This is a genomic window from Vibrio sp. 1167 (assembly GCF_033340375.1).
GTDB classification, from domain to species: Bacteria; Pseudomonadota; Gammaproteobacteria; order Enterobacterales; family Vibrionaceae; genus Vibrio; species Vibrio alginolyticus.
The window spans coordinates 166184-187192 of the sequence record NZ_JAWOWK010000002.1 but is presented as its reverse complement, the minus strand read 5'-3'; the positions used below and the strand labels follow the sequence as shown (position 1 = coordinate 187192).

Annotated in this window: 16 protein-coding genes; 10 read left to right on the top strand and 6 right to left on the bottom strand. The window is 44.0% G+C overall.

The window, feature by feature from the left end; all coding sequences use genetic code 11:
• Positions 1-83 precede the first annotated feature (83 nt).
• Positions 84-1412, top strand: a complete 1329-nt coding sequence (locus tag R7Z78_RS04210) for a sphingomyelin phosphodiesterase (RefSeq protein ID WP_104975186.1) — start codon at positions 84-86, stop codon at positions 1410-1412.
• Positions 1409-2365 (top strand): ATP-dependent dsDNA exonuclease, encoded by a 957-nt coding sequence (locus R7Z78_RS04205; RefSeq protein WP_104975185.1) that lies wholly within the window; start codon positions 1409-1411, stop codon positions 2363-2365. The genes R7Z78_RS04210 and R7Z78_RS04205 overlap by 4 nt, the downstream gene beginning before the upstream one ends.
• Positions 2366-2449: 84 nt before the next feature.
• Here the strand turns inward: R7Z78_RS04205 and trpS are convergent, their stop codons facing one another.
• Complete coding sequence (gene trpS, locus R7Z78_RS04200) at positions 2450-3472, bottom strand: tryptophan--tRNA ligase (RefSeq protein ID WP_104975184.1); 1023 nt, start codon at positions 3470-3472, stop codon at positions 2450-2452.
• A gap of 602 nt (positions 3473-4074) precedes the next feature.
• Here trpS and R7Z78_RS04195 point away from each other — a divergent pair.
• Complete coding sequence (locus tag R7Z78_RS04195; protein WP_005388415.1) at positions 4075-5031, top strand: AEC family transporter; 957 nt, start codon at positions 4075-4077, stop codon at positions 5029-5031.
• A 44-nt stretch (positions 5032-5075) separates the two neighbouring features.
• On the opposite strand, the gene R7Z78_RS04190 is transcribed toward R7Z78_RS04195, so the two are convergent.
• The 4 genes from R7Z78_RS04190 to R7Z78_RS04175 form a co-directional block, all read right to left on the bottom strand.
• Positions 5076-5531 (bottom strand): MarR family winged helix-turn-helix transcriptional regulator, encoded by a 456-nt coding sequence (locus R7Z78_RS04190; RefSeq protein ID WP_017635039.1) that lies wholly within the window; start codon positions 5529-5531, stop codon positions 5076-5078.
• Between the two features lie 187 nt (positions 5532-5718).
• Entirely contained in the window at positions 5719-8880 is a 3162-nt protein-coding gene (locus tag R7Z78_RS04185; RefSeq protein ID WP_054577971.1) for an efflux RND transporter permease subunit, read from the bottom strand.
• A 2-nt stretch (positions 8881-8882) separates the two neighbouring features.
• The gene (locus R7Z78_RS04180) at positions 8883-10022 is read right to left on the bottom strand and encodes an efflux RND transporter periplasmic adaptor subunit (protein ID WP_005378265.1); all 1140 of its coding nucleotides are present in this window, start codon (positions 10020-10022) and stop codon (positions 8883-8885) included.
• A gap of 465 nt (positions 10023-10487) precedes the next feature.
• Positions 10488-12125 (bottom strand): methyl-accepting chemotaxis protein, encoded by a 1638-nt coding sequence (locus R7Z78_RS04175; protein ID WP_005378266.1) that lies wholly within the window; start codon positions 12123-12125, stop codon positions 10488-10490.
• 774 nt (positions 12126-12899) lie between these two features.
• Between R7Z78_RS04175 and R7Z78_RS04170 the strand changes: the two genes are divergently transcribed.
• Positions 12900-13889, top strand: a complete 990-nt coding sequence (locus R7Z78_RS04170; protein ID WP_017820055.1) for a Solitary outer membrane autotransporter beta-barrel domain — start codon at positions 12900-12902, stop codon at positions 13887-13889.
• A 5-nt stretch (positions 13890-13894) separates the two neighbouring features.
• Here R7Z78_RS04170 and R7Z78_RS04165 read toward each other — a convergent pair whose 3' ends face one another.
• Positions 13895-14143, bottom strand: coding sequence for a hypothetical protein (locus R7Z78_RS04165; protein ID WP_005378271.1), 249 nt, complete (start codon positions 14141-14143; stop codon positions 13895-13897).
• Between the two features lie 816 nt (positions 14144-14959).
• Between R7Z78_RS04165 and R7Z78_RS04160 the strand changes: the two genes are divergently transcribed.
• The 6 genes from R7Z78_RS04160 (at position 14960) to R7Z78_RS04135 (ending at position 20925) form a co-directional block, all read left to right on the top strand.
• Complete coding sequence (locus R7Z78_RS04160) at positions 14960-16291, top strand: cytochrome ubiquinol oxidase subunit I (RefSeq protein WP_005388402.1); 1332 nt, start codon at positions 14960-14962, stop codon at positions 16289-16291.
• 2 nt (positions 16292-16293) lie between these two features.
• Complete coding sequence (locus tag R7Z78_RS04155; protein ID WP_053307466.1) at positions 16294-17286, top strand: cytochrome d ubiquinol oxidase subunit II; 993 nt, start codon at positions 16294-16296, stop codon at positions 17284-17286.
• A gap of 346 nt (positions 17287-17632) precedes the next feature.
• On the top strand, positions 17633-17761 hold the full coding sequence (locus R7Z78_RS04150; RefSeq protein ID WP_017635045.1) for a hypothetical protein: 129 nt from the start codon (positions 17633-17635) through the stop codon (positions 17759-17761).
• A 504-nt stretch (positions 17762-18265) separates the two neighbouring features.
• Positions 18266-19081: a YecA family protein gene (locus R7Z78_RS04145; RefSeq protein WP_258484312.1), complete on the top strand. Its 816-nt coding sequence runs from the start codon at positions 18266-18268 to the stop codon at positions 19079-19081.
• A 159-nt stretch (positions 19082-19240) separates the two neighbouring features.
• The gene (locus tag R7Z78_RS04140; protein WP_140184647.1) at positions 19241-19795 is read left to right on the top strand and encodes a recombinase family protein; all 555 of its coding nucleotides are present in this window, start codon (positions 19241-19243) and stop codon (positions 19793-19795) included.
• A 191-nt stretch (positions 19796-19986) separates the two neighbouring features.
• On the top strand, positions 19987-20925 hold the full coding sequence (locus R7Z78_RS04135; protein ID WP_257975388.1) for a hypothetical protein: 939 nt from the start codon (positions 19987-19989) through the stop codon (positions 20923-20925).
• The last annotated feature ends 84 nt before the right edge of the window (positions 20926-21009 follow it).

Genomic DNA, 21009 nt, shown 5'->3' with positions numbered 1-21009 from the left:
GCTTAGATGTCATCCATATTTAACGTGCAAGTAACATTTATAAACAAGAATGATTGCTCTAGTTCAAATGATGGAAAAATAAGATGAAATTTTCGCAGTGGAGCCTTTTATTAAGTAGCTTGATAGCGTTACCCTGCATTGCAGATACCGACGTTTACCTAACGAATAACTCTGATCAACCGTTAACTATTCAAGTAAAACATGAAGGCAGTGATTTGCTTCAATACGGAGAAGAGTGGCAACAACATGTGCAGGTACTTGGTCCGTGGGAAACTAAATCTGTATTAAGCTTCAACCGCTGGGAGGGCGTGAAATCAAATCAAACTTACCGTTTTGAAACGGTGGTTTCTAGCCCCGAAGGTGAAAGCATAACACTCAATCAAATAATGGAAGGCCATTGGTACAATTCGACCATTGAATACGGCTTGTCCGCAGCCGATGTCGAGTTATCACTCAAAGATGATCGTAACATTCATCGTGCCAACACTAACGCTTTTGGTGCGAGAGAAACCGAACTGGCATTTAAGTCAGACAGTACCGCTCGATATGATGATCTTTACTACACCATCACGCCAAGCAAGGTAGCGGAGTCTGTCGACAACGAAGAACAAAACCTTAAGTTGATGACTTATAACATCTGGGCGTTGACGGCTATTGCATCGCACATTGGAGATCGTTACGAACTGATTCCTCAACATGTAAAAGGTTACGATGTTTTGGCGCTGCAAGAGGTGTTTGCCAGCGGCCGTGAAGCATTCTTACGTGAGTTAGCCAAGGAATATCCTTACCAAACAAAGATATTAGATAAAGAAGGCGTTAATATTCATGATGGTGGCGTAATCATAGTTAGTCGCTACCCTATCGTGAACGAAGCGCAATATGTCTTTCCCGATTGCTCTGGTACAGACTGCTTTGCCGATAAAGGCGTAAATTATGCGGAAATAATTAAAGGTGGTCAGGCTTACCATGTGTTTGCTACCCATACCGCATCTTTCGATACAGACACCGCCCGTGAGTATCGTCAGCGCCAGTTCAAACAAATCCGCGCACTCGCCCAATCTCTTAACATTCCTTCAAGCGAAACTGTGGTATACAGCGGCGACTTTAACGTAAACAAAAGAAAGTTCCCTGGTGACTACCAACAAATGATCGCTAACTTAAGCGCCATCGAACCTCACTACTCTGGTTACACGGAGTCAACCTTTGATCCCCGTATCAATAACTTTGCAGGTGAAGCGTTATCAGGTGGCGAAAACGTGGAATACCTTGACTATGTTATGGTGAGTAGTGAATACGGGGTGAAATCATTCAATGACAACCGTGTAGACGTGCCGCGCACAACCGCAGAGAGTTTATGGAAACACTACAACCTTTCTGACCATTTCCCAGTAAGCGCAACAATCAAGCCATGAAGAAAATCGCTTTGATAATCATGTCCGCCATTATGGCGGGCATGATATTTTTAACTTTCAATCACGATGTTCAAAAAGAAGAGCTCGCTTCCTCTCCTTCCCCTAAGACAAAAAATAAGAGTGTCTCAAGTACATCACCACAAACAAATAGCATCGTGCCCGATACGGATACTTCACCACAAACAACTAAGCTCCCTTCCACAGTTCAAATAACGACTGAGCGATTAACTCAACTCAAAGGCAGGAAACTTGTCGCTGAACTTGAGACGTTTTGGCATGAGTGTATGTTGAACCGTAGTTGTGAAGAGCAGGTCGCCTTGTTTGAGGCGCATTTATCTTCAGCTCGATTCCAGCTTTTGGCGAACTACCCTCAGCTCAGCAGCCAATGGCAAGAGAGTGTAGGAAATTTGTTATTTGATGAGCAACAATCACTGGCGTCGCGTATTGCACAGCTGAAGAACGAAGCAAGACGCATCTGGGGAGAATTGGCTGATGTTGTTTTCGCGGATGAGTTCGCGCTGTACGATTTCAACTTAGAAGCCCAAAAGCTGGACACTCAAAGCCCAGATAACTTTTTGCGAGCTTTCGAGCAACTCACCATTGACTGGCAAGAACATGCAGGTGCTATCGGGCTAACAAGCGACCAGGAAAAATATGAGCGTGCGGTCACCCTGATTCCTAATAGTATAAGCCTACCAGATCGCTTGGCGCTCATCGCAGAGCTAGAACGAACTTACTTAACGAAAGAAGAAAGTAAAAACATTCATGCTCGTCAGCAGCAAATTACAGAGCAAAAAAAACAAGTCAAAGATTACCAACAAGCATTACAACAACTTGAGTCCAAGCTAAGAACACAAAGAGCCTCTAGCCATTCACATTTGTCAGAACCGGAATGGCAAAGCTATTACCAACAAGAAGTCGCGGATTTTCGTCGTGAATTTTTTTCTTCTTAACAATGCGCTTTGACTGACTGGGAGCTTAAAAAGGCACGTTGTTAACCAACCGTCGTGCCTTATGTTCAACTCTTTACTTTTAATTCAGAACAAATTCAAACCAAATACATCTTTCACATCAAATAGCACTTTTTCGGTTTTCTCGCGAGAACGCTCACTACCTTGTTTTAAAATATCAATCAGTTGCGCTTTATCATTCAAATACATAGCGCGCTTTTCTCGAATAGGGCGAAGCATCTCTTGTAAGCATTCTTCTAACACTTTCTTGGTCAAACCATCACCTAACCCACCTCGTCGATATTGGTCTTTTAGCTGTTCGACATAATTTTTATCAGGATGAAAAGCATCGAGGTAGATAAATACAATATTCCCTTCGACTTGGCCAGGGTCCTCAATTTTCAGATGATTGGGATCGGTATACATAGATTTCACTGCCGCGGAAATCTCCTTTTCGGAGGCCCCTAAGTTGATTGCGTTCCCCATGCTTTTAGACATCTTATTTTTACCGTCAGTACTCGGCAAACGAGGTGCATCACTAAGTAATGGACGGCATTCTCTAAGAACCTCTTTTCCACCTAGATGGTTTATTTTTCTCACGATTTCATTAGTTTGCTCTAACATCGGCAGTTGGTCATCACCCACTGGTACTAGCGTCGCATGAAACCCCGTAATATCAGCAGCTTGAGAAATTGGATACGTTAAAAAGCCTGCGGGAATAGAGCGTTCAAAACCTTTACTCTGAATCTCATTTTTAACCGTAGGGTTTCGCTCTAATCGTGCGATAGAAACAAGATTACTGTAATACATTGTCAACTCGGCTAACGCTGGAATTTGAGACTGCAACGTGATCGTAGTTTGAGTGGGGTTGATACCAACAGCCAAATAATCTGCAACGACATTGAGAATATTAGAGGATACCTTTGATGGGTTATGCGCGTTATCCGTCAGCCCTTGCATGTCCGCAACCAAGATCGTTTGCTCGTGCTCCGTTTGCAATTTGACTCGTTGTTGCAATGAACCAATATAGTGCCCGAGGTGTAATGGACCTGTTGCTCGATCTCCGGTAAGTATAATTTCACGCTGAGATGTATTTTTATGGGTATTCATATTTGTCTCCAAGTATTTAATAGATCGCTACTGGAGATAAAAAAGATCAAACACTCTTAGCTACCATCCAGCAGCTTAAGAATGTAAGTATTCCGCGCCGCTCTATTTAGAGCGCCACCAAGAGAAGGTTGTTAATGAAGGGCGAACGTGTATTTTCATGTTTTTTAAACTAACAGCACATACCGCAGAACTCAATCTGTTTTGTACTGAATTAGAGTGAGTGTTCCAACAGCCAATTAAGAGGATTACATTGGTAAAGACATCGCAATGACCAAAACCGCACCAAATACCGAACCAGAGACAAACGCACACAGTACAGTTTTGTTGTGTTTCCTTTTCATTGATGAACTCCTATCCATAACTACGATGACCAGCCCTCACATCTAATACGCATGTGGATGCATCACGACAACGAGTTAACCAACATATCGCACGTAGGACCAGTACCGCTTTGTTAAATTGGGACCTCGTCCATAACTTGGAGTGTAAATGACTCCGGAACCTACAACAGAAGAAAATTTCATCACGTTACTGTCCTACCCTCCGGGTTTGTGGCTTAATAGGCAACAGGAACACTTTTTTCTTTTGCTGCGGATACTTACATGGAAGCTGTTTTACATCAGTTGCAATTCTCTTTGTCGATAACCGGACCTATCTGTTTGATGTTGGTACTTGGCGTTCTTTTTAAGCGCTTTGGTCTAATCAACGATAACTTTATCGAAGTAGGCTCTAAACTGGTGTTTCAAGTTACCTTGCCTGCAATGTTATTTGTCAGCATTGTGGCTTCAGAACACGACTTTTCCGCTGCAAGTGGATTCGTCAATTTCGGCGTCATCGCTAGTATTTCGTTTTTCATTTTCACCTACCTTTCCGTCAAACTTCTGTTCAAAGCATCGCCTGACCAAGGCGTTCTCATCCAAGGTGGGTTCCGAGCAAATACAGGTATTATTGGTATCGCTTACGTTGCCAATGCGTATGGTTCTCAAGGTGTGGCGCTAGCAGCGCTCTATGTCGCGGTCACCACATTTATTTATAACGTCCAAGCGGTAATTTGCTTATCGCCCAAGGGGGCAACGTCTGCCTCGCAAGCAGCAAAGATGATGGGCCGAACACTGACTAGGAATCCGCTCATAATCTCCATTGTTCTAGGAATGGCTTTTTATTTACTCGCTATTCCAGTACCGAATGTGGTTATTGACGCAGGAGACTACTTGTCCAAAATGACTTTGCCTTTGGCGCTGTTGTGTACGGGTGGCTCACTTGACTTTAGCTTGATGAGAAAAGAGAAAGGTCCATCTTGGTTTGCGAGCAGTTACAAGCTCATCGTAGCACCGGTCATCATCACCATGGGGGCTTACTTAGTAGGATTTCGAGGAATTGAGCTAGGTATTCTTTTCTTTATGAACGCCTCTCCAGTCGCTGCTGCCAGCTATGTCATGGCGCGTTCCATGGGAGGCAATGCCACATTAGCCGCAAATATCATCGCACTCACTACGGTGCTTTCTACAGTGACCTGTACGTTGGGCATCCTATTTCTTAAGTTCTACAACTTAATATAATTGGCCAGCGATAAAATAAAGACGCTAGACGGCATTGATGTAAGTTACTGGTCGTGATTCGCAAAAGTGAGCTTTCTTACCAGACGAAAAAATTCACTCGCTTCAGATTCCGACAAACAAGAAAAAAACTCTTTCTGTAAATTCGTCATGATTTGATGAACTTGCTTTAAAGCATTTGCCCCCTCTTTTGTCATGCTTAGCATTTTAAGGCGCTGATTCGATTTACTTTTAGAAACTTGAACAAACCCTCTCTTTTCCAGATTGTCCACCATCCGCTTTGCTACACTTCGCTCAGTTCGAACCGCATCAGCTAACGCTTGCTGGCTCATAGGCTGAAATTCTTCTAAAGCGGCCAGTGCACTTGCCATTTCTAGTGTCATCAAATTTTGCCGAGAGAGCTCAGCTTGGGCACGATTGCGGTACATGCGCTGCATCACACCACAAACAAACATAGGACTTTGATCCAAAACGGAAATTGGGGAAATTTTCTGATCTTTCATCGTCGTTTTTCTTCTTTAGGCTTTCATTCGGCCGAAAAGGCTGTGCTGATACTGAACACAACACGCCGTCTTTCAGGCTCGCGTCATAGACGGTAACCACCAAGTGAAAACATAAAATAAAGAGCGCCGAAGCGCCCTTTAATCGTGTTTATTATCACTAGTATAACTCAGTTAAAACAACCAAGTCCTACTCGCTTTGCTGACTGGGTTTAGTGCTGGTCTCAGACAACTCTGCCTCCGACTCTTTTCTCGCACGTCGATCAAACAATCGCTCAACCACTACAAAGAAGATTGGGACGAAGAATATACCCAATATCGTGGCACTGATCATGCCACCAAGTACGCCGGTACCTACTGCGTTTTGACCTGCCGATCCCACACCTGAACTGATAGCAAGTGGTACCACACCCAAACCAAAAGCAAGCGATGTCATGATAATTGGGCGCAGACGAACACGAACGGCATGCAGGGTTGCTTCGATAAGGCCAGCGCCTTTCTCGTAGTAATCTTTCGCAAACTCAACAATCAGAATCGCGTTTTTAGTTGCCAAGCCGACCGTCGTTAATAAACTCACCTGGAAGAACACATCGTTATCCATACTGCGCGTCATTACCGCAAGCACAGCACCAAGCACACCTAGAGGAACAACTAACACCACGGCGAAAGGTACTGACCAACTTTCATACAAAGCGGCAAGAACTAAGAATACGACGAGGATAGATAGCGCATATAGCATCGGCGCTTGGTTTCCGGAAAGGCGCTCTTCATACGAAATACCATTCCAGTTCACCGTGAAACCTTCTGGTAGCTTTTCTACCATTGCTTCAATTTCTTCCATGGCTTCACCAGTACTTACACCAGGAGCTGCACCGCCTTGAATATTCATTGCTGGCAAACCATCAAAGCGCTGCAAAAGAGGAGAACCATAGGTCCACTCGCCACTCGCAAAAGCAGAGAAAGGCACCATCTCTCCTTTAGCGTTGCGTACGTACCATGAATCGAAGTCTTTTGGCTGCATGCGGTATTCCGCATCACTTTGCACCATCACTTTCTTCACACGACCGCGGTCAATATAATCGTTAATGTAAGCCCCGCCCCATGCAGCTGACAGGATTTGGTTTACGTCATTGATACTGACATCCAAAGCACGAAGTTTGACGTGGTCAATGTTCACTTTGTACATTGGCGCATCTGCCTGACCGTTTGGACGAACACCGACAAGTTTCGGGTTTTGTGCTGCCATGCCCAGAAGTTGCCCTTGAGCCGCAACTAATGCATCGTGCCCTTTATTCAACGAGTCTTGGAGATAGAAATCGAAACCTGTCGAGTTACCAAGCTCTTGAATCGCTGGAGGGGCGAACGCAAACACCAAAGCTTCTTTAATGGTAGAGAAGTACCCCATCGCTCGGCCCGTAATGGAAGCGGCATCGGCGCCAGGCGCTTCACGCTCAGACCAATCTTTCAGGCCGATAAATGCCATCCCCATGTTTTGGCCTTGACCTGCGAAACTAAAGCCCGCAACGGAGAAGACAGATTTTACATTGTCTTTTTCGTCTACTAGGTAAAAGTCACGCATTTTCTCAAGTGTTTTTTCCGTCTGTTCTTGTGTTGAGTTAGGCGGCAAAATAGCCATTGAGAATACTGTGCCTTGGTCTTCATCTGGCAAAAATGACGTTGGAAGGTTCATAAATAACCAGCCAGCACCTGCACTCATTGCCAAAAATACAACCAACATGCGACCTGTGCGTTTTAGAAGTTTGGCAACGCCGGTTTCATAGCCTGCTGTCATCGCATCAAACTTGCGGTTAAACCAGCCAAAGAAGCCTTTCTTCTCTAGAAGCTCAGCATCGCCTTTTTTCAGCAACGTAGCACACAATGCTGGAGTCAGAATTATCGCAACCAAAACGGAAAGCGTCATAGCCGCCACAATAGTTATCGAAAACTGACGGTAAATAACCCCGGTAGAACCAGACATAAACGCCATAGGGACGAATACCGCTGAAAGCGTCAAACCGACACCAATCAGGGCACCAGTAATCTGTCCCATCGATTTTTTGGTCGCTTCTTTGGGCTCTAAACCATCTTCATGCATCACACGCTCGACGTTTTCTACCACAACGATGGCATCATCCACCAGCAAACCGATAGCCAGAACCATCGCGAACATGGTTAACGTGTTTACACTAAATCCAGTCGCGTACAAAATAGCGAAGGTTCCGAGCAATACGACAGGCACTGCGATCGTTGGAATGATCGTCGCACGGAAGTTCTGCAAGAACAGGTACATGATTAAGAACACAAGAAGAATGGCTTCTAATAGCGTTTTAACCACTTCTTGAATCGAGGCTTTGACGAATGGCGTTGTTTCAAATGGGTAAGCAATCTGCAACCCTTCTGGGAACGTTGCACTCAGTTGTTCTAAGCGCTCTTTTACCGCATTGGCTGTCTCAAGCGCGTTTGCGCCAGTACCTAATGAAATACCTAAACCCGATGCTGGGAAGCCATTATATTGGCCTCGAATATCATAACTTTCTGCACCACGTTCAACACGAGCAACATCTTTCAAATAAACATTAGAACCACTGGCGTCAGACTTAAGAATGATGTCTTGGAACTCTTCCACACTGCTCAAACGACTTGCAGACGAAATCGTTGCATTCAACAACTGGCCTTCCTGCGCAGGTGCTGCACCAAGTTGACCTGAAGAAACTTGCGCGTTCTGTTCACTGATCGCGTTCGCTACATCGATTGCGGTCAAGTTGAACTGCGTAAGCTTAAATGGATCCAGCCAAACTCGCATCGCATACTGCGCACCAAACGCCTGCACTTGTCCTACGCCAGTTACACGACTTATCGGGTCTTGAATATTCGTTACAACAAAGTCGCCGATATCGTTTTCTGTAAAGTCAGGATCTTCAGAATAAACTGCGACAACCATGAGAAATGCCGTATTGGATTTATTGACGACAATACCTTGGTTTTGTACCTCCATCGGCAATGAAGTCAATGCCAATTGCAGTTTGTTCTGCACCTGTACTTGCGCGATATCAGGATCAGCTTCGCTATCAAACGTCAGGGTAATTGTCGCATTACCAAATGCATCACTGCTCGATGATAGGTAGCGAAGGTAATCTAATCCTGTCATGTTTTGCTCGATAACCTGCGTTACCGAGTCTTCAACGGTTTTTGCTGATGCACCTGGATAGCGAGCACTGATGGTGATCGTCGTCGGTGAAATCGTTGGGTATTGCGAGACGGGTAAATTGAATAATGACATTACCCCCGCCAACATCGTTAGAATCGCGAGAACCCAAGCAAATACCGGACGATCGATAAAAAATCGTGCCATGATTACTCCTGTTCACCGTTTTGGATAGTTACCGAACTGCCTGGCCCTACCTTTTGTAAACCGGCGGTAATGACTTTATCACCCACGTTCAAACCATCAATAATGCGCCATTGGCTATTGATCGCTTCGGCAGTCTTCACTGGTTTCGCTTCCACTTTGTTCTCGCCATTAACCGTCATCACTGTCGCTTTACCTGTCGCATCACGAGATACCGTATTTTGTGGTATTAGAATCGCATCAGGGTCGACACCAGTAATGACCGTCGCACGAACAAACATTCCAGGTAGCAACAAACCGTCAGGGTTTGGGAATTCGGCACGAAGCGTCACGCTGCCCGTACTTTCGTTCACATTGACCTCAGTAAATTTCATTGTGCCTTTGTGTTCGTAAGTGCTGCCATCTTCAAGCATCAATGTAACTTGCGCAGAGTCATCTTCTTGCATATGGCCTTGGGAGAGTGATGCTTTCAAACGCAGCAGTTGCGCGGATGATTGCACAATATCAACATTGATAGGGTCAAGCTGCTGAATGGTCGCTAATTTGGCAGCTTGGTTAGCCGTAACCAACGCACCCGCTGTCACACTCGATTTACCGATCACCCCGCTAATCGGAGCTTTGACTTGCGTATAATCTAAGTTGATTTTTGCTGTGTTGATCTTGGCTTTTGCGACTAGGACCTGCGCTTTCGCTTCTTTGTATGCCGCTTCTGCTTCATCCAAGTCTTGTTGGCTGATGGATTTTTTGGTGATCAAGGTTCTGTAACGCTTCACCGTGGCATAGGTCGACTCTGCCGCAGCTTGCGCACGGATTAATTCCGCTTCAGCGCTCAGAAAATCCGCCTGAAATGATGAATCATCAATTTGATATAGCGACTGTCCTTGTTCAACAAGGCCACCTTCAACAAAATTTCGCTCCGAAATAATGCCAGTGACTTGCGGACGAACTTCTGCTTCTTTGAATGCTCGGCTACGACCCGGCAACTCTACTGTCAATGCTTGGCGCGTTGGCTGCACTGTTAACACTTCTACTTCGGTTGCGGGCGCAGGCCCCCCACCTTGGCTCGATCCTTCTTCGCTAGGTTGACATCCAACCACAAAAAGGCTCGACGCAATCAGCAGAGATAGCGTGGTTTTACGTCTCATGAATTTTTCTCTCTTATCTACCGACAAGCCTTCAAGATTCCTTATTAAAAGCTTCTAGAATGACTTAATAATGACTAATGGATGTATATCCAGAACAAATTAATTAGGATGATAAATACCCAGTGTTGTACATACAACAAAATTTACAGTTCTATACGCTTACGAAAAACGTTTATGGTAAAGGTGTTATGAAGTTCTCAAATTTGAAGATTTTGGGTTGGAAATCACATTTTCCTGTGTGCAATTGCAATGGTTAAAAAGCAGCAAAAGTGATGATAAAAGCATCATCACGCTGTACAGAGTTTGTTACCGCTGTCTAGGGTTATTTGCCCACTCTGGTATACGAACTAAAGTGAGAAAGGAATGTAAATATAGTCGAAATTTCACAAGTCAGGTTCGCCACTTATCTAAAAAATAACCCGCTAAGAAGCGGGTTATTTCGTCAGTGAGATTGCTGTTCTCAGCTTATACTTTGAACTGACTGACCTGATGATCTAAACGTTGAGTTTGCTCTGACAACATGGCTAAAGAAGCTTGCGCTTGGTTTACGATTTCCACAATTGAAGTGCTACTGTCTGCAATGCCTTGTACGTTGCTATTTACTTCGTCACTTACTGTACTTTGCTGGCTCGCAGCCGTTGCAATGTGTGTATTCATCTCGTTCATACGTGAAATCGCGTTCAAGATTTCAGAAAGGGATTCACTCGCTCGGCCAGCGGACTTGATCGTTTCATCACTGCTATTTTGGCTACCGCGCATCACTTCTACAGCTTGTCCTGCACCAGATTGTAGCTTTTCAATCATGGTTTGGATTTCTCCCGTACTCTGTTGCGTACGACTGGCTAAAGAACGAACCTCGTCCGCTACCACAGCAAAGCCTCGCCCTTGCTCTCCAGCGCGAGCCGCTTCAATGGCTGCGTTAAGCGCTAATAAGTTTGTTTGCTCGGCAATACCACGAATTACATCCAGTACGGACGCAATGTTACTCACATCATGATCCAATGTGTTAATGACGTGGCTTGCGCTTTCGATTTCACTTGCGAGGCTGCGAATTGAGCTAACCGTTTGATCCAAAATAACATTGGTATTGGTAAGTTCATCATTCGCTGTTTGGCTCGCAACCGCGGCTTCGTTAGCGCTATCGCTTACATTTCTGCTGGTGACTTGCATTTCGTGCACTGCCGCCGCTACCGCCTCACTATCTTTTTGCTGAGAAACGGTCGAGTTCGCGATGGTCTTGGTCAACGAGCTAAGATTTGCCATTTCGTTACGTAGGGTATTTGAGCTTTCAATTACCTGAGCGACTGTCACTTGAATTTTGGACACAAACTGGTTAAATGCGTCTGCTAAATTGCCAATTTCGTCTTGTGTTTTTACATCGATTCGCTGACTTAGATCACCTTCACCGGACGCAATTTCTGTCATCGCATTTTTAATATCATTGATAGGCTTCACAACCGTTTGCAACAACAAAAACGCCATCGCAATAGCGGCCAGAATAACAATCACAATGCCCGCTTCAAGAATGAGTTCTGCTCTTGTTGCAGCCGCTGATATTTCGTCCTTCAATTGGCTTTGCTTTTCTTCTATTGCATCTTTTACAACGTTAAGCTGCGCTCTAACCTCGATAAATTGGTCTTCAAAGGTATGTTTGTGCTCATTGTAGTAACCACGCCATTGAGATTGAGGTAAACGTAGCATCGCCTCATAACTTGCTAACCATTTTTCACCCAAAGAGACAAGCGTTCGAACTTCATTACCATGTGTAGAAGGCGTCACACCGGCTTGCGATAGCTCAATCATTTGTTCCATACGCGGCAGCGCTTTGTATGCGTTGTCTTTGTATTCACCGATGTGGTGATCAATATCGGTTTGAGTATCAGAAAGAGCAACACCTTGGATTGCAGATGTAGCTTGGTAAAGATCGCGGTAAGCATCCTCAATCGTTAATAAGTTCGGCACGATCTGTTCGTTGAGTGTCTCACTCAATTCAGATTGCTTCCAACTTGTCATAACGTTTAATACAGAGCTCACAATAAACAATCCAATAATCAATGACAGCGGAATCACTATCTTCTGCTTGATCGTTAAGTTCTGGAACATGAATAGACTCTCTTTATTTATGGTATACAAACTGCCGGAAATTATATCAAACAAATAGAGTATACTATTAGGTAAAAGAGGCTATTCAACATGAAATCTAATGACTTTTTGACAAGGGTTCTAATTTCAACAATTAGTTGATTTTATACAAAATTTAACAAAGAGATCTTTTCAAAAGATGCAAATTAAAATGCTCTTTCAAAACGAAAAATATGTAACAGAAAGTGAATTAAAAGGGACCACATTTTGAAGAATAGATCGACTCAATGATTTACTGAGAACACATACAAAACACAGTTCTTGGATTGAGCACCACCGCGGAATATGCAAAGGTCCGAACATTTCTTCTAAAGCTCAAAAAAACCATTGTTTATCTGACGTATTTAAGGGTACTCCTTGATGATGTTAGTCGTGATGTTGGCAGACAGGATGCTTACAAGTTTTCGAAGTTAACCAGTAGCACAGTGAACGATTCAGATTTTCTTGAGCGCCAAGGCAATAAAAAAGTTTGCTATTTTCCTCTCAAGAGACGCATTAAAGAAAATAATGCAACCTAGTCACAAAGTCTTGCTACATCTTCAGAAAAGAATGATGTTGCTAAACAAATCTGGTGCAGCATACACATTGAAGCTAAACTCGTTTAAGGAACTTTTTCATATCAATATGAGAAAACATAGATTTCTCAAAGTTACACCGACCATTCAACGATTAAACTAATGTTAGCGTACCGGTACGTCCAAAAACTCCATGCATGAACCATTTGAAAGAGCCAAAATGTTCCAACCCAACTTCGCCTCAGTGGAGTGGCGAGTCGTTTCGCTCGCTCTCCTACTCTCTCTTCCTAACACAGCTCAAGCGGATCCACTAGATAAGGAAATTAGCAACCTTCTCCAACAACGTTTTTCTATCGCGGTTTTGCTGTCCGACACTGACGCAATTGCGTTTGGTATTGGCGACTTTGATCCGAATGCATTATTTGATACCGCCAACCCAGAGTTCGGGACTGACGAGTCAATCAATGAACGTCGAAGCAAATCCGTATATGTTCTCCCTTACACGACTAACTTTGACATAGAGGGCAGCGAGGACTTACATGAGCTGTCGTTTAAGGCATTTACGATACAAACAGAGAATGATCTCAAACTATTCGGCACAAGTAAGGATCTTCTCAAGGAAAGGACATACGGTGCATCGATTGGTTATGGGTATCTATACAAAGCAAGTGAAAACGTCACCCTTAGCACCAGAACGACGACTCACCTTATGCGTTATAAAAACTCATTCTCTACCGATAATAAACTTTCATCCATCATTGGAAGAATCCTAGACGGCCGTGCCGTTAACGTTTCAGCATGGGCGGCAATAGTTCAACCATCCATTAAAGCCAAATACACGTCTCCCACAATTTGGGGGAAATGGCATGCCAGTTCGACATTGAATTCATTCATTGGGCACAGCTGGGGAAGCGCAAATAACGGCAATATAGGCAACCCTAAAGGTTGGTACCTATCTAATGAAATCACCGGTTACTACAATATTTATCACGGTGAGCAGGCTTTATTTACCGGGATTAAAAGAGTCGACCTTTCGCATGATTTAAGCGATGAACTGGGAAGTCCGCATTACTACGAAGCTTCTATAGGATGGCTATTTTATGCACCAAAGCCCTTTGATTGGTTGGACAATTTCGGCATAGGCGTTAACTTCAACTACGGCTCGACTCTCAGAGGCGGCAGCATTCAGCTTTACTACAACAAACAATAAAGCCGTCAATACAGGAACCAGTTGGTAGCATATATAACAAGAAGAACGAGAAGACACAAAAGGAATGGCAGAGTTAGCGTCTTCGCAAACTTTTTCATGAGACTTGGGTTATCAAACACCACACCTTCCGCTTCTCTTACCCTTCGCTCTTCGTCAAAATGCCATTTAATGGCTAAGTAGGCTCCTATCCCTAATACAATAAGCTTAAAAGCTCCAGCAAAGTAAGGAAAGAAATTAGCCCAACTGTCATTCATTATCCATCTCCATCAAATTCAATATCAGCTTTGCGGTGGCAGAATCCAAAATTCATGTAGAATGCCCCCCTCAAAGTCAGACTCTCTGGCTAGCGCCAGTCTACTGCTCGAGATAGCTGTCCACAACTCTCTTTACCATATCGGCATCTATTAATTATTTAATAAATAATAAGAAAGACACTAGCACACTTGCTGAAACGTAAGTGTCAGTTTGGATTGAAACTCATCAGAAATCGAAAATGGTCCGCAGTCGACTTGTTGATCTAGTGAAAGCCGAATTACCTAGCGCCAAATCGTTCGCTAGTATAAAAATGTAGCCTATCGCACTTCTGGTCGAGTGCTAACGAACTTATGATGCATATGTCATTAGCAGTGCAATTTTAAGTTTATCAATTAGCTAAAGTTTCCCACCTTAACTGCCAGTAAGTTTGCTGTGTTTGAGATGATCTCGACATGACTAGTGTATAAATAGTATGGAGGTTCAAAGTGAAGGCAAGGCAATTTTCCTTACTAAAAATATTGTTTTTGTAATTTTATTTCAGGATTATCGAAACCATCATAAGGATAATTCGAACTAATCTTAATCCATGCTCCTTCAGTTACATTTGCTTTCTTTTACTTACTTCTCGCGACTATTAGTGGCATTTTGAGACAATTTCCTACACTCCTTTCTTTCCCTTAGTTGATATAAATCATGGTTAGAAGAAAACAGAATCACCTGTATTTCTCGATACATGAATCCAAACTGCCCGACTTTTCGTAACTAAATTACAGATAGACACGATTTTTAGTATGGCACGTTTTTGAGGAACCAAGATGTTAGATACCCTCATGCTGTCGCGGATCCAGTTCGCGGCCAATATCAGCTTTCACATTCTCTTCCCGACCATCACCATCGCGTTGGCATGGATGTTGGTGTTTTTCAAGTGGCGATATAACCGCACCCAAGCCCCCGTATGGCTCGATGTTTATTACTTCTGGGTCAAGATATTCGCTCTTACTTTCGCCTTAGGTGTAGTATCCGGCATTACGATGAGTTTCCAGTTTGGTACCAACTGGCCAGGCTTTATGGAACGAGTCGGTAACGTAGCAGGACCATTGCTCGGATACGAAGTGATGACCGCCTTCTTTATGGAAGCCACCTTCCTTGGCGTGATGCTTTTTGGACGAGGACGAGTGCCGGAATGGGTTCATACTCTCGCCACCGTTCTGGTTGCTGTTGGGACAAGTATGTCCGCGTTTTGGATTCTAGTGCTTAACAGCTGGATGCACACACCAAGTGGCTATGAAGTGATTGACGGAATTGTACATGTAACCAGTTGGAAGGAAGTTATTTTCAATCCTTCTTTACCTTACCGTCTTCTGCACACGCTATTAGCATCGGCGCTGACTGCCAGCTTCTTGATTGCGGGTATCTCAGCTTATCAAATAATGAAAAAGCCAGATCACCGCTCAGCCAAACTTGGCCTAAAAGTCGCGCTGTTCGCGGCGGCTGGATTCATCCCAATTCAAATCTTTGTCGGTGACCTTCACGGGTTAAACACGCTTGAACATCAACCTGCAAAAATCGCAGCGATGGAAGGCGTGTGGGAGACCGAGCAAGGCGCGCCTCTTCTTCTGTTTGCGATGCCAAATGAAGAAACTCGCAGCAATGATTTTGAAGTGGGCATCCCAAAGCTGGCGAGTTTGATTCTTACGCATGACTTAGATGGGGAAATCCAAGGACTTAACGAGTTTGCACCTGACCACCCGCCAGTGAAGCCCTTGTTCTTTGGTTTCCGCGTGATGGTTGGTGTTGGTGTCCTTATGTTGCTTGTTAGCTGGTATGGCGCGGTGAAGCTAGCACGTAAAAAAGCGCTACCTAAACCTTACCTGTACACGGTATTAGCCATGACGTTCTCTGGTTGGATAGCCACACTGGCGGGTTGGTATGTTACTGAGATTGGTCGACAACCTTGGTTGGTCAGCGGTGTATTGCGAACATCCGAAGCCGTCACCACGGTTGCGAGCAGTAGCGTGATGACTTCGCTCATTATGTACTTAGCCATTTATGCTGCATTGCTGGTTGCGTACATCCATACCCTATTCTATTTGGCGCGCAAAGACGTTGCAGCCCATGAAGTCCCACTGACACAACAAGAGGCCTAATCATGCTCGACTATCTACCAGAAATTTATCTTCTGCTGCTTGGCTTCTCGGTCTTTATGTATGCCGTGCTCGACGGCTACGATCTTGGCGTCGGTATCCTTTTACCGAGTGATAATGAAGCGCAACGTGACCGAATGATAGCGTCTATCGGCCCTTTCTGGGACGCGAACGAAACGTGGTTGGTGTTAGCCGTTGGTATTTTGTTGATTGCCTTTCCTACCGCTCACAGTTTGATTTTAACGGAGCTCTATATGCCGACCGCCATAATGCTTATCGCACTGATAATGCGTGGCGTGGCGTTCGATTTCCGAGCCAAAGCGAACTCGGATCATAAACCTCATTGGGATTGGTGCTTCAGAATTGGCTCGCTAATCACCGCACTAACTCAGGGTTACATGGTGGGTCGTTACATCATGGGATTTGAACAATCAACCGAAGCATTTGGCTTTGCTTGGTTAAGCGCACTTTGTGTAGCGGCGGCGTACGTTTACATCGGTGGCGCATGGTTAGTACTAAAAACGGAAGGTGATTTGCAAATACGCTCGGCCCGTTGGTCTCGCCGTGCTGGTTGGTTAGCGGCCTTAGGAATCTTGGTGGTTAGCGTTGTAAACCCAATTGTAAATCAACAAGTTGCCTTGCGTTGGTTCAGCTTCCCAGAAATCTTGTTGCTTGCCCCAGTTCCGTTAATTGTATTGGCAACCATCTTCCTAGTTGATCGCTATTTGCGTCAGGTTCCAATGGTGAATGATCTGGGTGTGCGCTGGCCTTTCTTTGGTGTCACTGTCATTTTCGCGTTGAGCTTTCTCGGGCTTGCGTATAGCTTCTTCCCAGAAGTTGTGCCGGGATTAATGACCGCACAAGAAGCGGCCTCCTCGCCTGCGACGTTAATAATCGTGGGCTACGGTGTGATGATTGTTATGCCGGTGATATTGCTTTACACCTTTGTGGTATACCGGATCTTCAAAGGCAAAGCGACAGAACTTAGCTACAAGTAGGAAGGTAATTCCTCAACAAAGCGCCGCTGCTCATGCGGCGTTTTTTTGCAGTACTCACGACTAAAGTATCTACCCAAGGCGACTGAGTGGAAACGCTTGAGAATGTAACGGCAGCCAGTAGTTTGTTCCTAACTAGAACGAGATAACCGTTTCTCAACTATAGCGATACAGGCACAAAAACAGAAAGAATATTTGATGTTACAAAAGGTAGACCGCCACTTTAAAACGCTTTGAGTGTTTTTTGCGCTCAATGAGGTGCAAGTATACTTATGCTTTTTATGACTTGTGAACACTCAATTGCATGTTATGTTGCTGTTGAAATAGTACATGAAATAAGGACAAGAACATGAAGATAAGATGCAAAACGACGCAAAGCATTGAAAAATTTAACCCAGATGACCTCAATCCAAACACAGATCTCTTTGGTATGATTGCTGTTGTATTCGTGTTCATGGCTGTTTTGCTTAGCATCTAGTAGCACTACGTTCATTCTTGTGGCCGTATTCATACCTCATGTGATATGGCTGCTAAATTCTAGATTAAAGCGGATAGGCTAACCCGCACCAATCAGATTATGGCTGCCTCTGTATAGCTTCTTCAATTTTGGCGTTGTATCGAGGTGAGATATGAACAGTTGGCTTGTAGATAGAATGGCGCTTGCACCTTGAGCACTCTTGTGTACTTTCAATGACGCATTACTTTAGTGCAGATATGAAAAAAGGCCTGATAAATCAGACCTTTTAGAATGTGGCGGTGAGTGAGAGATTCGAACTCTCGATTGCAAGCTACCAAGTTTAAAGCAATTAAAATCAACAACTTAACAATACAACATCTATCGTCTTTGTACCACTTTTTTGTACTCTTTAGTGAGCATACTTAGTGAGTGTGATACCCCACAAAACCCTGTATGCAAGAAGTTGAGCAGTTATCTCTAAAGTGGCAGTATATACAGATTCATTCTTTTAAAAGAGAACATGCGATGCGAGCACACGCAGAACAAAACCAAGCAGCTGACCTCTTGGTAACTAAATGTACAAAGCCCAGCTGTGGACACACTTTCTTAAGTCGTAATCCTATCTTCGTAAGCGGTAACTCAAGAGATATTCATGTTCGAGGAACGCGAGTTCCATGTGAACGCTGTGGCTCTTGGGCAATACAACAAGATTGGGACATCGACTCACAAGGTAACTTTCAGTTACGAGAGATGGTGAACGAGATACGCAACATAAACAATGTTGTACGTCTCCGAGAGTTCCAAGAGCATGTATATGAAGCTGCTAACGATGAGATTACTGCTAACGAGTTAGCGGATGCATTGAGTGAAGTAGATCCAAGATTTGCTAAATTCAAAAACTACATTAAGTCCCTACCAGAGAAAGATCTTAAAAAAGTAGTAGAAACTTTACTTTTAGTACTAACCCTTGTTTTTACTATTGCTAGCTACGTAGAACAATCAGAGGCTAATGACTTGGCTAAAGAATCTAATGATACGCAAGCAAACGCAGTTTCTATTCAACAAAAACAGTACGAATTGGATAAGCGTAAATTTGAAGCAGAACAGACTCAGCGTGAGTCAGACAGGAGAGTTTTGGAGTTAGAAGAGCAAATAGAGACTCTATTGCGTTCCATAGAAGAGATGCCTGTAATAGACAACTCCAACCGTATCCAACCATCCGATGCACTTCCAGTACAACCTAAGTCTAAGTTAAAAGGAAACCAACGGAACAAGCCTTGCCTCTGTGGAAGTGGAGTGAAAGCAAAAAAATGCCATCCTTATGGATTACAAAGAGCTTAGTCACTAGAAATTGAGAATATGCCACACTGACATATGTGTGCGTTAGGTATACCCAAACGACTACGGTCAAACCTTGATCAAACAGTACCCAATAGGGTTGAATTTGAATTGTGACCACAATAAAATCTCTAACATCTTAGAGTTAAACGGGTACACCTAATGGCACACATAGCTTATCTACGTGTTTCGACCACAGACCAAAATACAGACCGTCAACTTACAGATTCTGCTATCACCTTTGATAAGAGCTTTACAGATAAATGCAGTGGTGGCTCAACTAAACGACCAGCATTAGAAGCTCTTAAAGACTACGTTCGAGAAGGGGATACAATCCACGTTCATAGCATCGACCGCCTAGCTCGTAATTTGGTTGATTTGAAGCAACTAATAAACGACTGGACTAGCCAAGGTGTTAGTGTGAGATTCCACAAGGAAAACCTAAGCTTTAATGCTGGTGGAAGTGATCATATGTCTGAGCTTATGCTGAACATGCTAGGAGCTGTAGCTCAATTCGAGTTAGCAATGATTCAGGAAAGACGTCAGGAAGGCATTGAGAAAGCTAAAGCAGCAGGGAAATATAAAGGTAGACCAACTAACACAACTAACCACCAGCGTATCGCTGAGCTACGTTCACAAGGTTTTTCCTTGAGAAAGATTGCCTCCGAAATAGGAGTCTCCTTATCCACAGTCCAAAGAGCCTTAGCAAAGACTTAGTACACCGTAATTACCAAAAAAATGAAGTTTTATAAATCCCGTTTTGTGTGTGCGTAACGGTACGCCGCAATCGTATTCGATATGTATTACCCCGAACCCTCCCCCCTCCTAGGGTTCCAGTCAAACCAAAAAGAGAAACATTAATAATTAATCATAGACCTACAGGTACATAACACACTATGAATCAATTCATGGCAGATAGCAGATTTGCGTATTTAGACCCTCGAACTCTCATACTCGATCCCGCGATGCAAGCCCGTGACGTTGAACTCATAAAAGACAAACGAGAACGTTCAGCGCAAGAGATTAAGCAAGAGAGCCAAAGCAAGGAGATTCTTGAAGACCTTCGTAATGGACAGCCGATAAGGCAACCTATCACTGTTTTTGTGATTGATGACAAGTATTACGTAGTGGATGGTTTCCACCGCACTGGAGCTTGTTTGAAGTACCTTGAAGAAAACCCCGATGCTGAATTGATGATTAACTCGTTGATCATAGAAAACCGTACCTACGCTGAGGCATTCTCAGCAGCCCAAGATGTCAACCAAGCACATGGGGTTGGAGTTACTAAAGATGAAGCAACGCAAGCTAAGTTTCGCAAGCTAATTGTTAACCGAGAGTTTGACCTAAGCGTCTCTCAAATAGAGGAGCTTGTTGGGTGTAGCCGTGGTCAGGCTGGACACATCGCTAACGGCTTAAAAGCTTGCAAAGAAGCATTAGGGAATGACATCGAGATGAACGACTTAGAGAGCTTTGTTGAAAGCCTCAAGTTTGGCTTGGAGTCACGTTATTACCTACCCCAAAGCTGTTGGGACTCTAAGGGTTTCCCGAAGATTAGACGACTCTCAGATGCTTTTAAGGGTAAGGAGTATGTGCCTGACAAAGATGATGAGCAGTGGGAGCAAAAGCAAATTAAAGACGTCTCAAAGAGCATCAGCCGCCTCGTTGAGTTCTTTGGAGAGGATATCTTCAGGGAAGGCTTAAGGAAGTTCACTAGGGGCTCTCAACTAGGTATCTCGATATCTCAACGGAGTAAGTGGTTGGAAAAAGCTGGGACTATCGAAGGAAGTATTCAAGATAAAAATAGTGGAAATAAAGCCCCTAACGTAACAGAAAACTACGAGTTATAGAAATGACATTGTGAGCTCGTAAGCCTTATACCACAAGGCCTACGGGCTAATTCAAGCCAAGGTGTACACGTGTGTACAGTGGGG

Excerpts from the sequence above, each read along its gene's own strand:
- R7Z78_RS04210 (WP_104975186.1), top strand. The coding sequence starts at position 84 with ATGAAATTTTCGCAGTGGAGCCTTTTATTAAGTAGCTTGATAGCGTTA.
- R7Z78_RS04205 (WP_104975185.1), top strand. The coding sequence starts at position 1,409 with ATGAAGAAAATCGCTTTGATAATCATGTCCGCCATTATGGCGGGCATG.
- trpS (WP_104975184.1), bottom strand. The coding sequence starts at position 3,472 with ATGAATACCCATAAAAATACATCTCAGCGTGAAATTATACTTACCGGA.
- R7Z78_RS04195 (WP_005388415.1), top strand. The coding sequence starts at position 4,075 with ATGGAAGCTGTTTTACATCAGTTGCAATTCTCTTTGTCGATAACCGGA.
- R7Z78_RS04190 (WP_017635039.1), bottom strand. The coding sequence starts at position 5,531 with ATGAAAGATCAGAAAATTTCCCCAATTTCCGTTTTGGATCAAAGTCCT.
- R7Z78_RS04185 (WP_054577971.1), bottom strand. The coding sequence starts at position 8,880 with ATGGCACGATTTTTTATCGATCGTCCGGTATTTGCTTGGGTTCTCGCG.
- R7Z78_RS04180 (WP_005378265.1), bottom strand. The coding sequence starts at position 10,022 with ATGAGACGTAAAACCACGCTATCTCTGCTGATTGCGTCGAGCCTTTTT.
- R7Z78_RS04175 (WP_005378266.1), bottom strand. The coding sequence starts at position 12,125 with ATGTTCCAGAACTTAACGATCAAGCAGAAGATAGTGATTCCGCTGTCA.
- R7Z78_RS04170 (WP_017820055.1), top strand. The coding sequence starts at position 12,900 with ATGTTCCAACCCAACTTCGCCTCAGTGGAGTGGCGAGTCGTTTCGCTC.
- R7Z78_RS04165 (WP_005378271.1), bottom strand. The coding sequence starts at position 14,143 with ATGAATGACAGTTGGGCTAATTTCTTTCCTTACTTTGCTGGAGCTTTT.
- R7Z78_RS04160 (WP_005388402.1), top strand. The coding sequence starts at position 14,960 with ATGTTAGATACCCTCATGCTGTCGCGGATCCAGTTCGCGGCCAATATC.
- R7Z78_RS04155 (WP_053307466.1), top strand. The coding sequence starts at position 16,294 with ATGCTCGACTATCTACCAGAAATTTATCTTCTGCTGCTTGGCTTCTCG.
- R7Z78_RS04150 (WP_017635045.1), top strand. The coding sequence starts at position 17,633 with ATGAAGATAAGATGCAAAACGACGCAAAGCATTGAAAAATTTAACCCA.
- R7Z78_RS04145 (WP_258484312.1), top strand. The coding sequence starts at position 18,266 with ATGCGAGCACACGCAGAACAAAACCAAGCAGCTGACCTCTTGGTAACT.
- R7Z78_RS04140 (WP_140184647.1), top strand. The coding sequence starts at position 19,241 with ATGGCACACATAGCTTATCTACGTGTTTCGACCACAGACCAAAATACA.
- R7Z78_RS04135 (WP_257975388.1), top strand. The coding sequence starts at position 19,987 with ATGGCAGATAGCAGATTTGCGTATTTAGACCCTCGAACTCTCATACTC.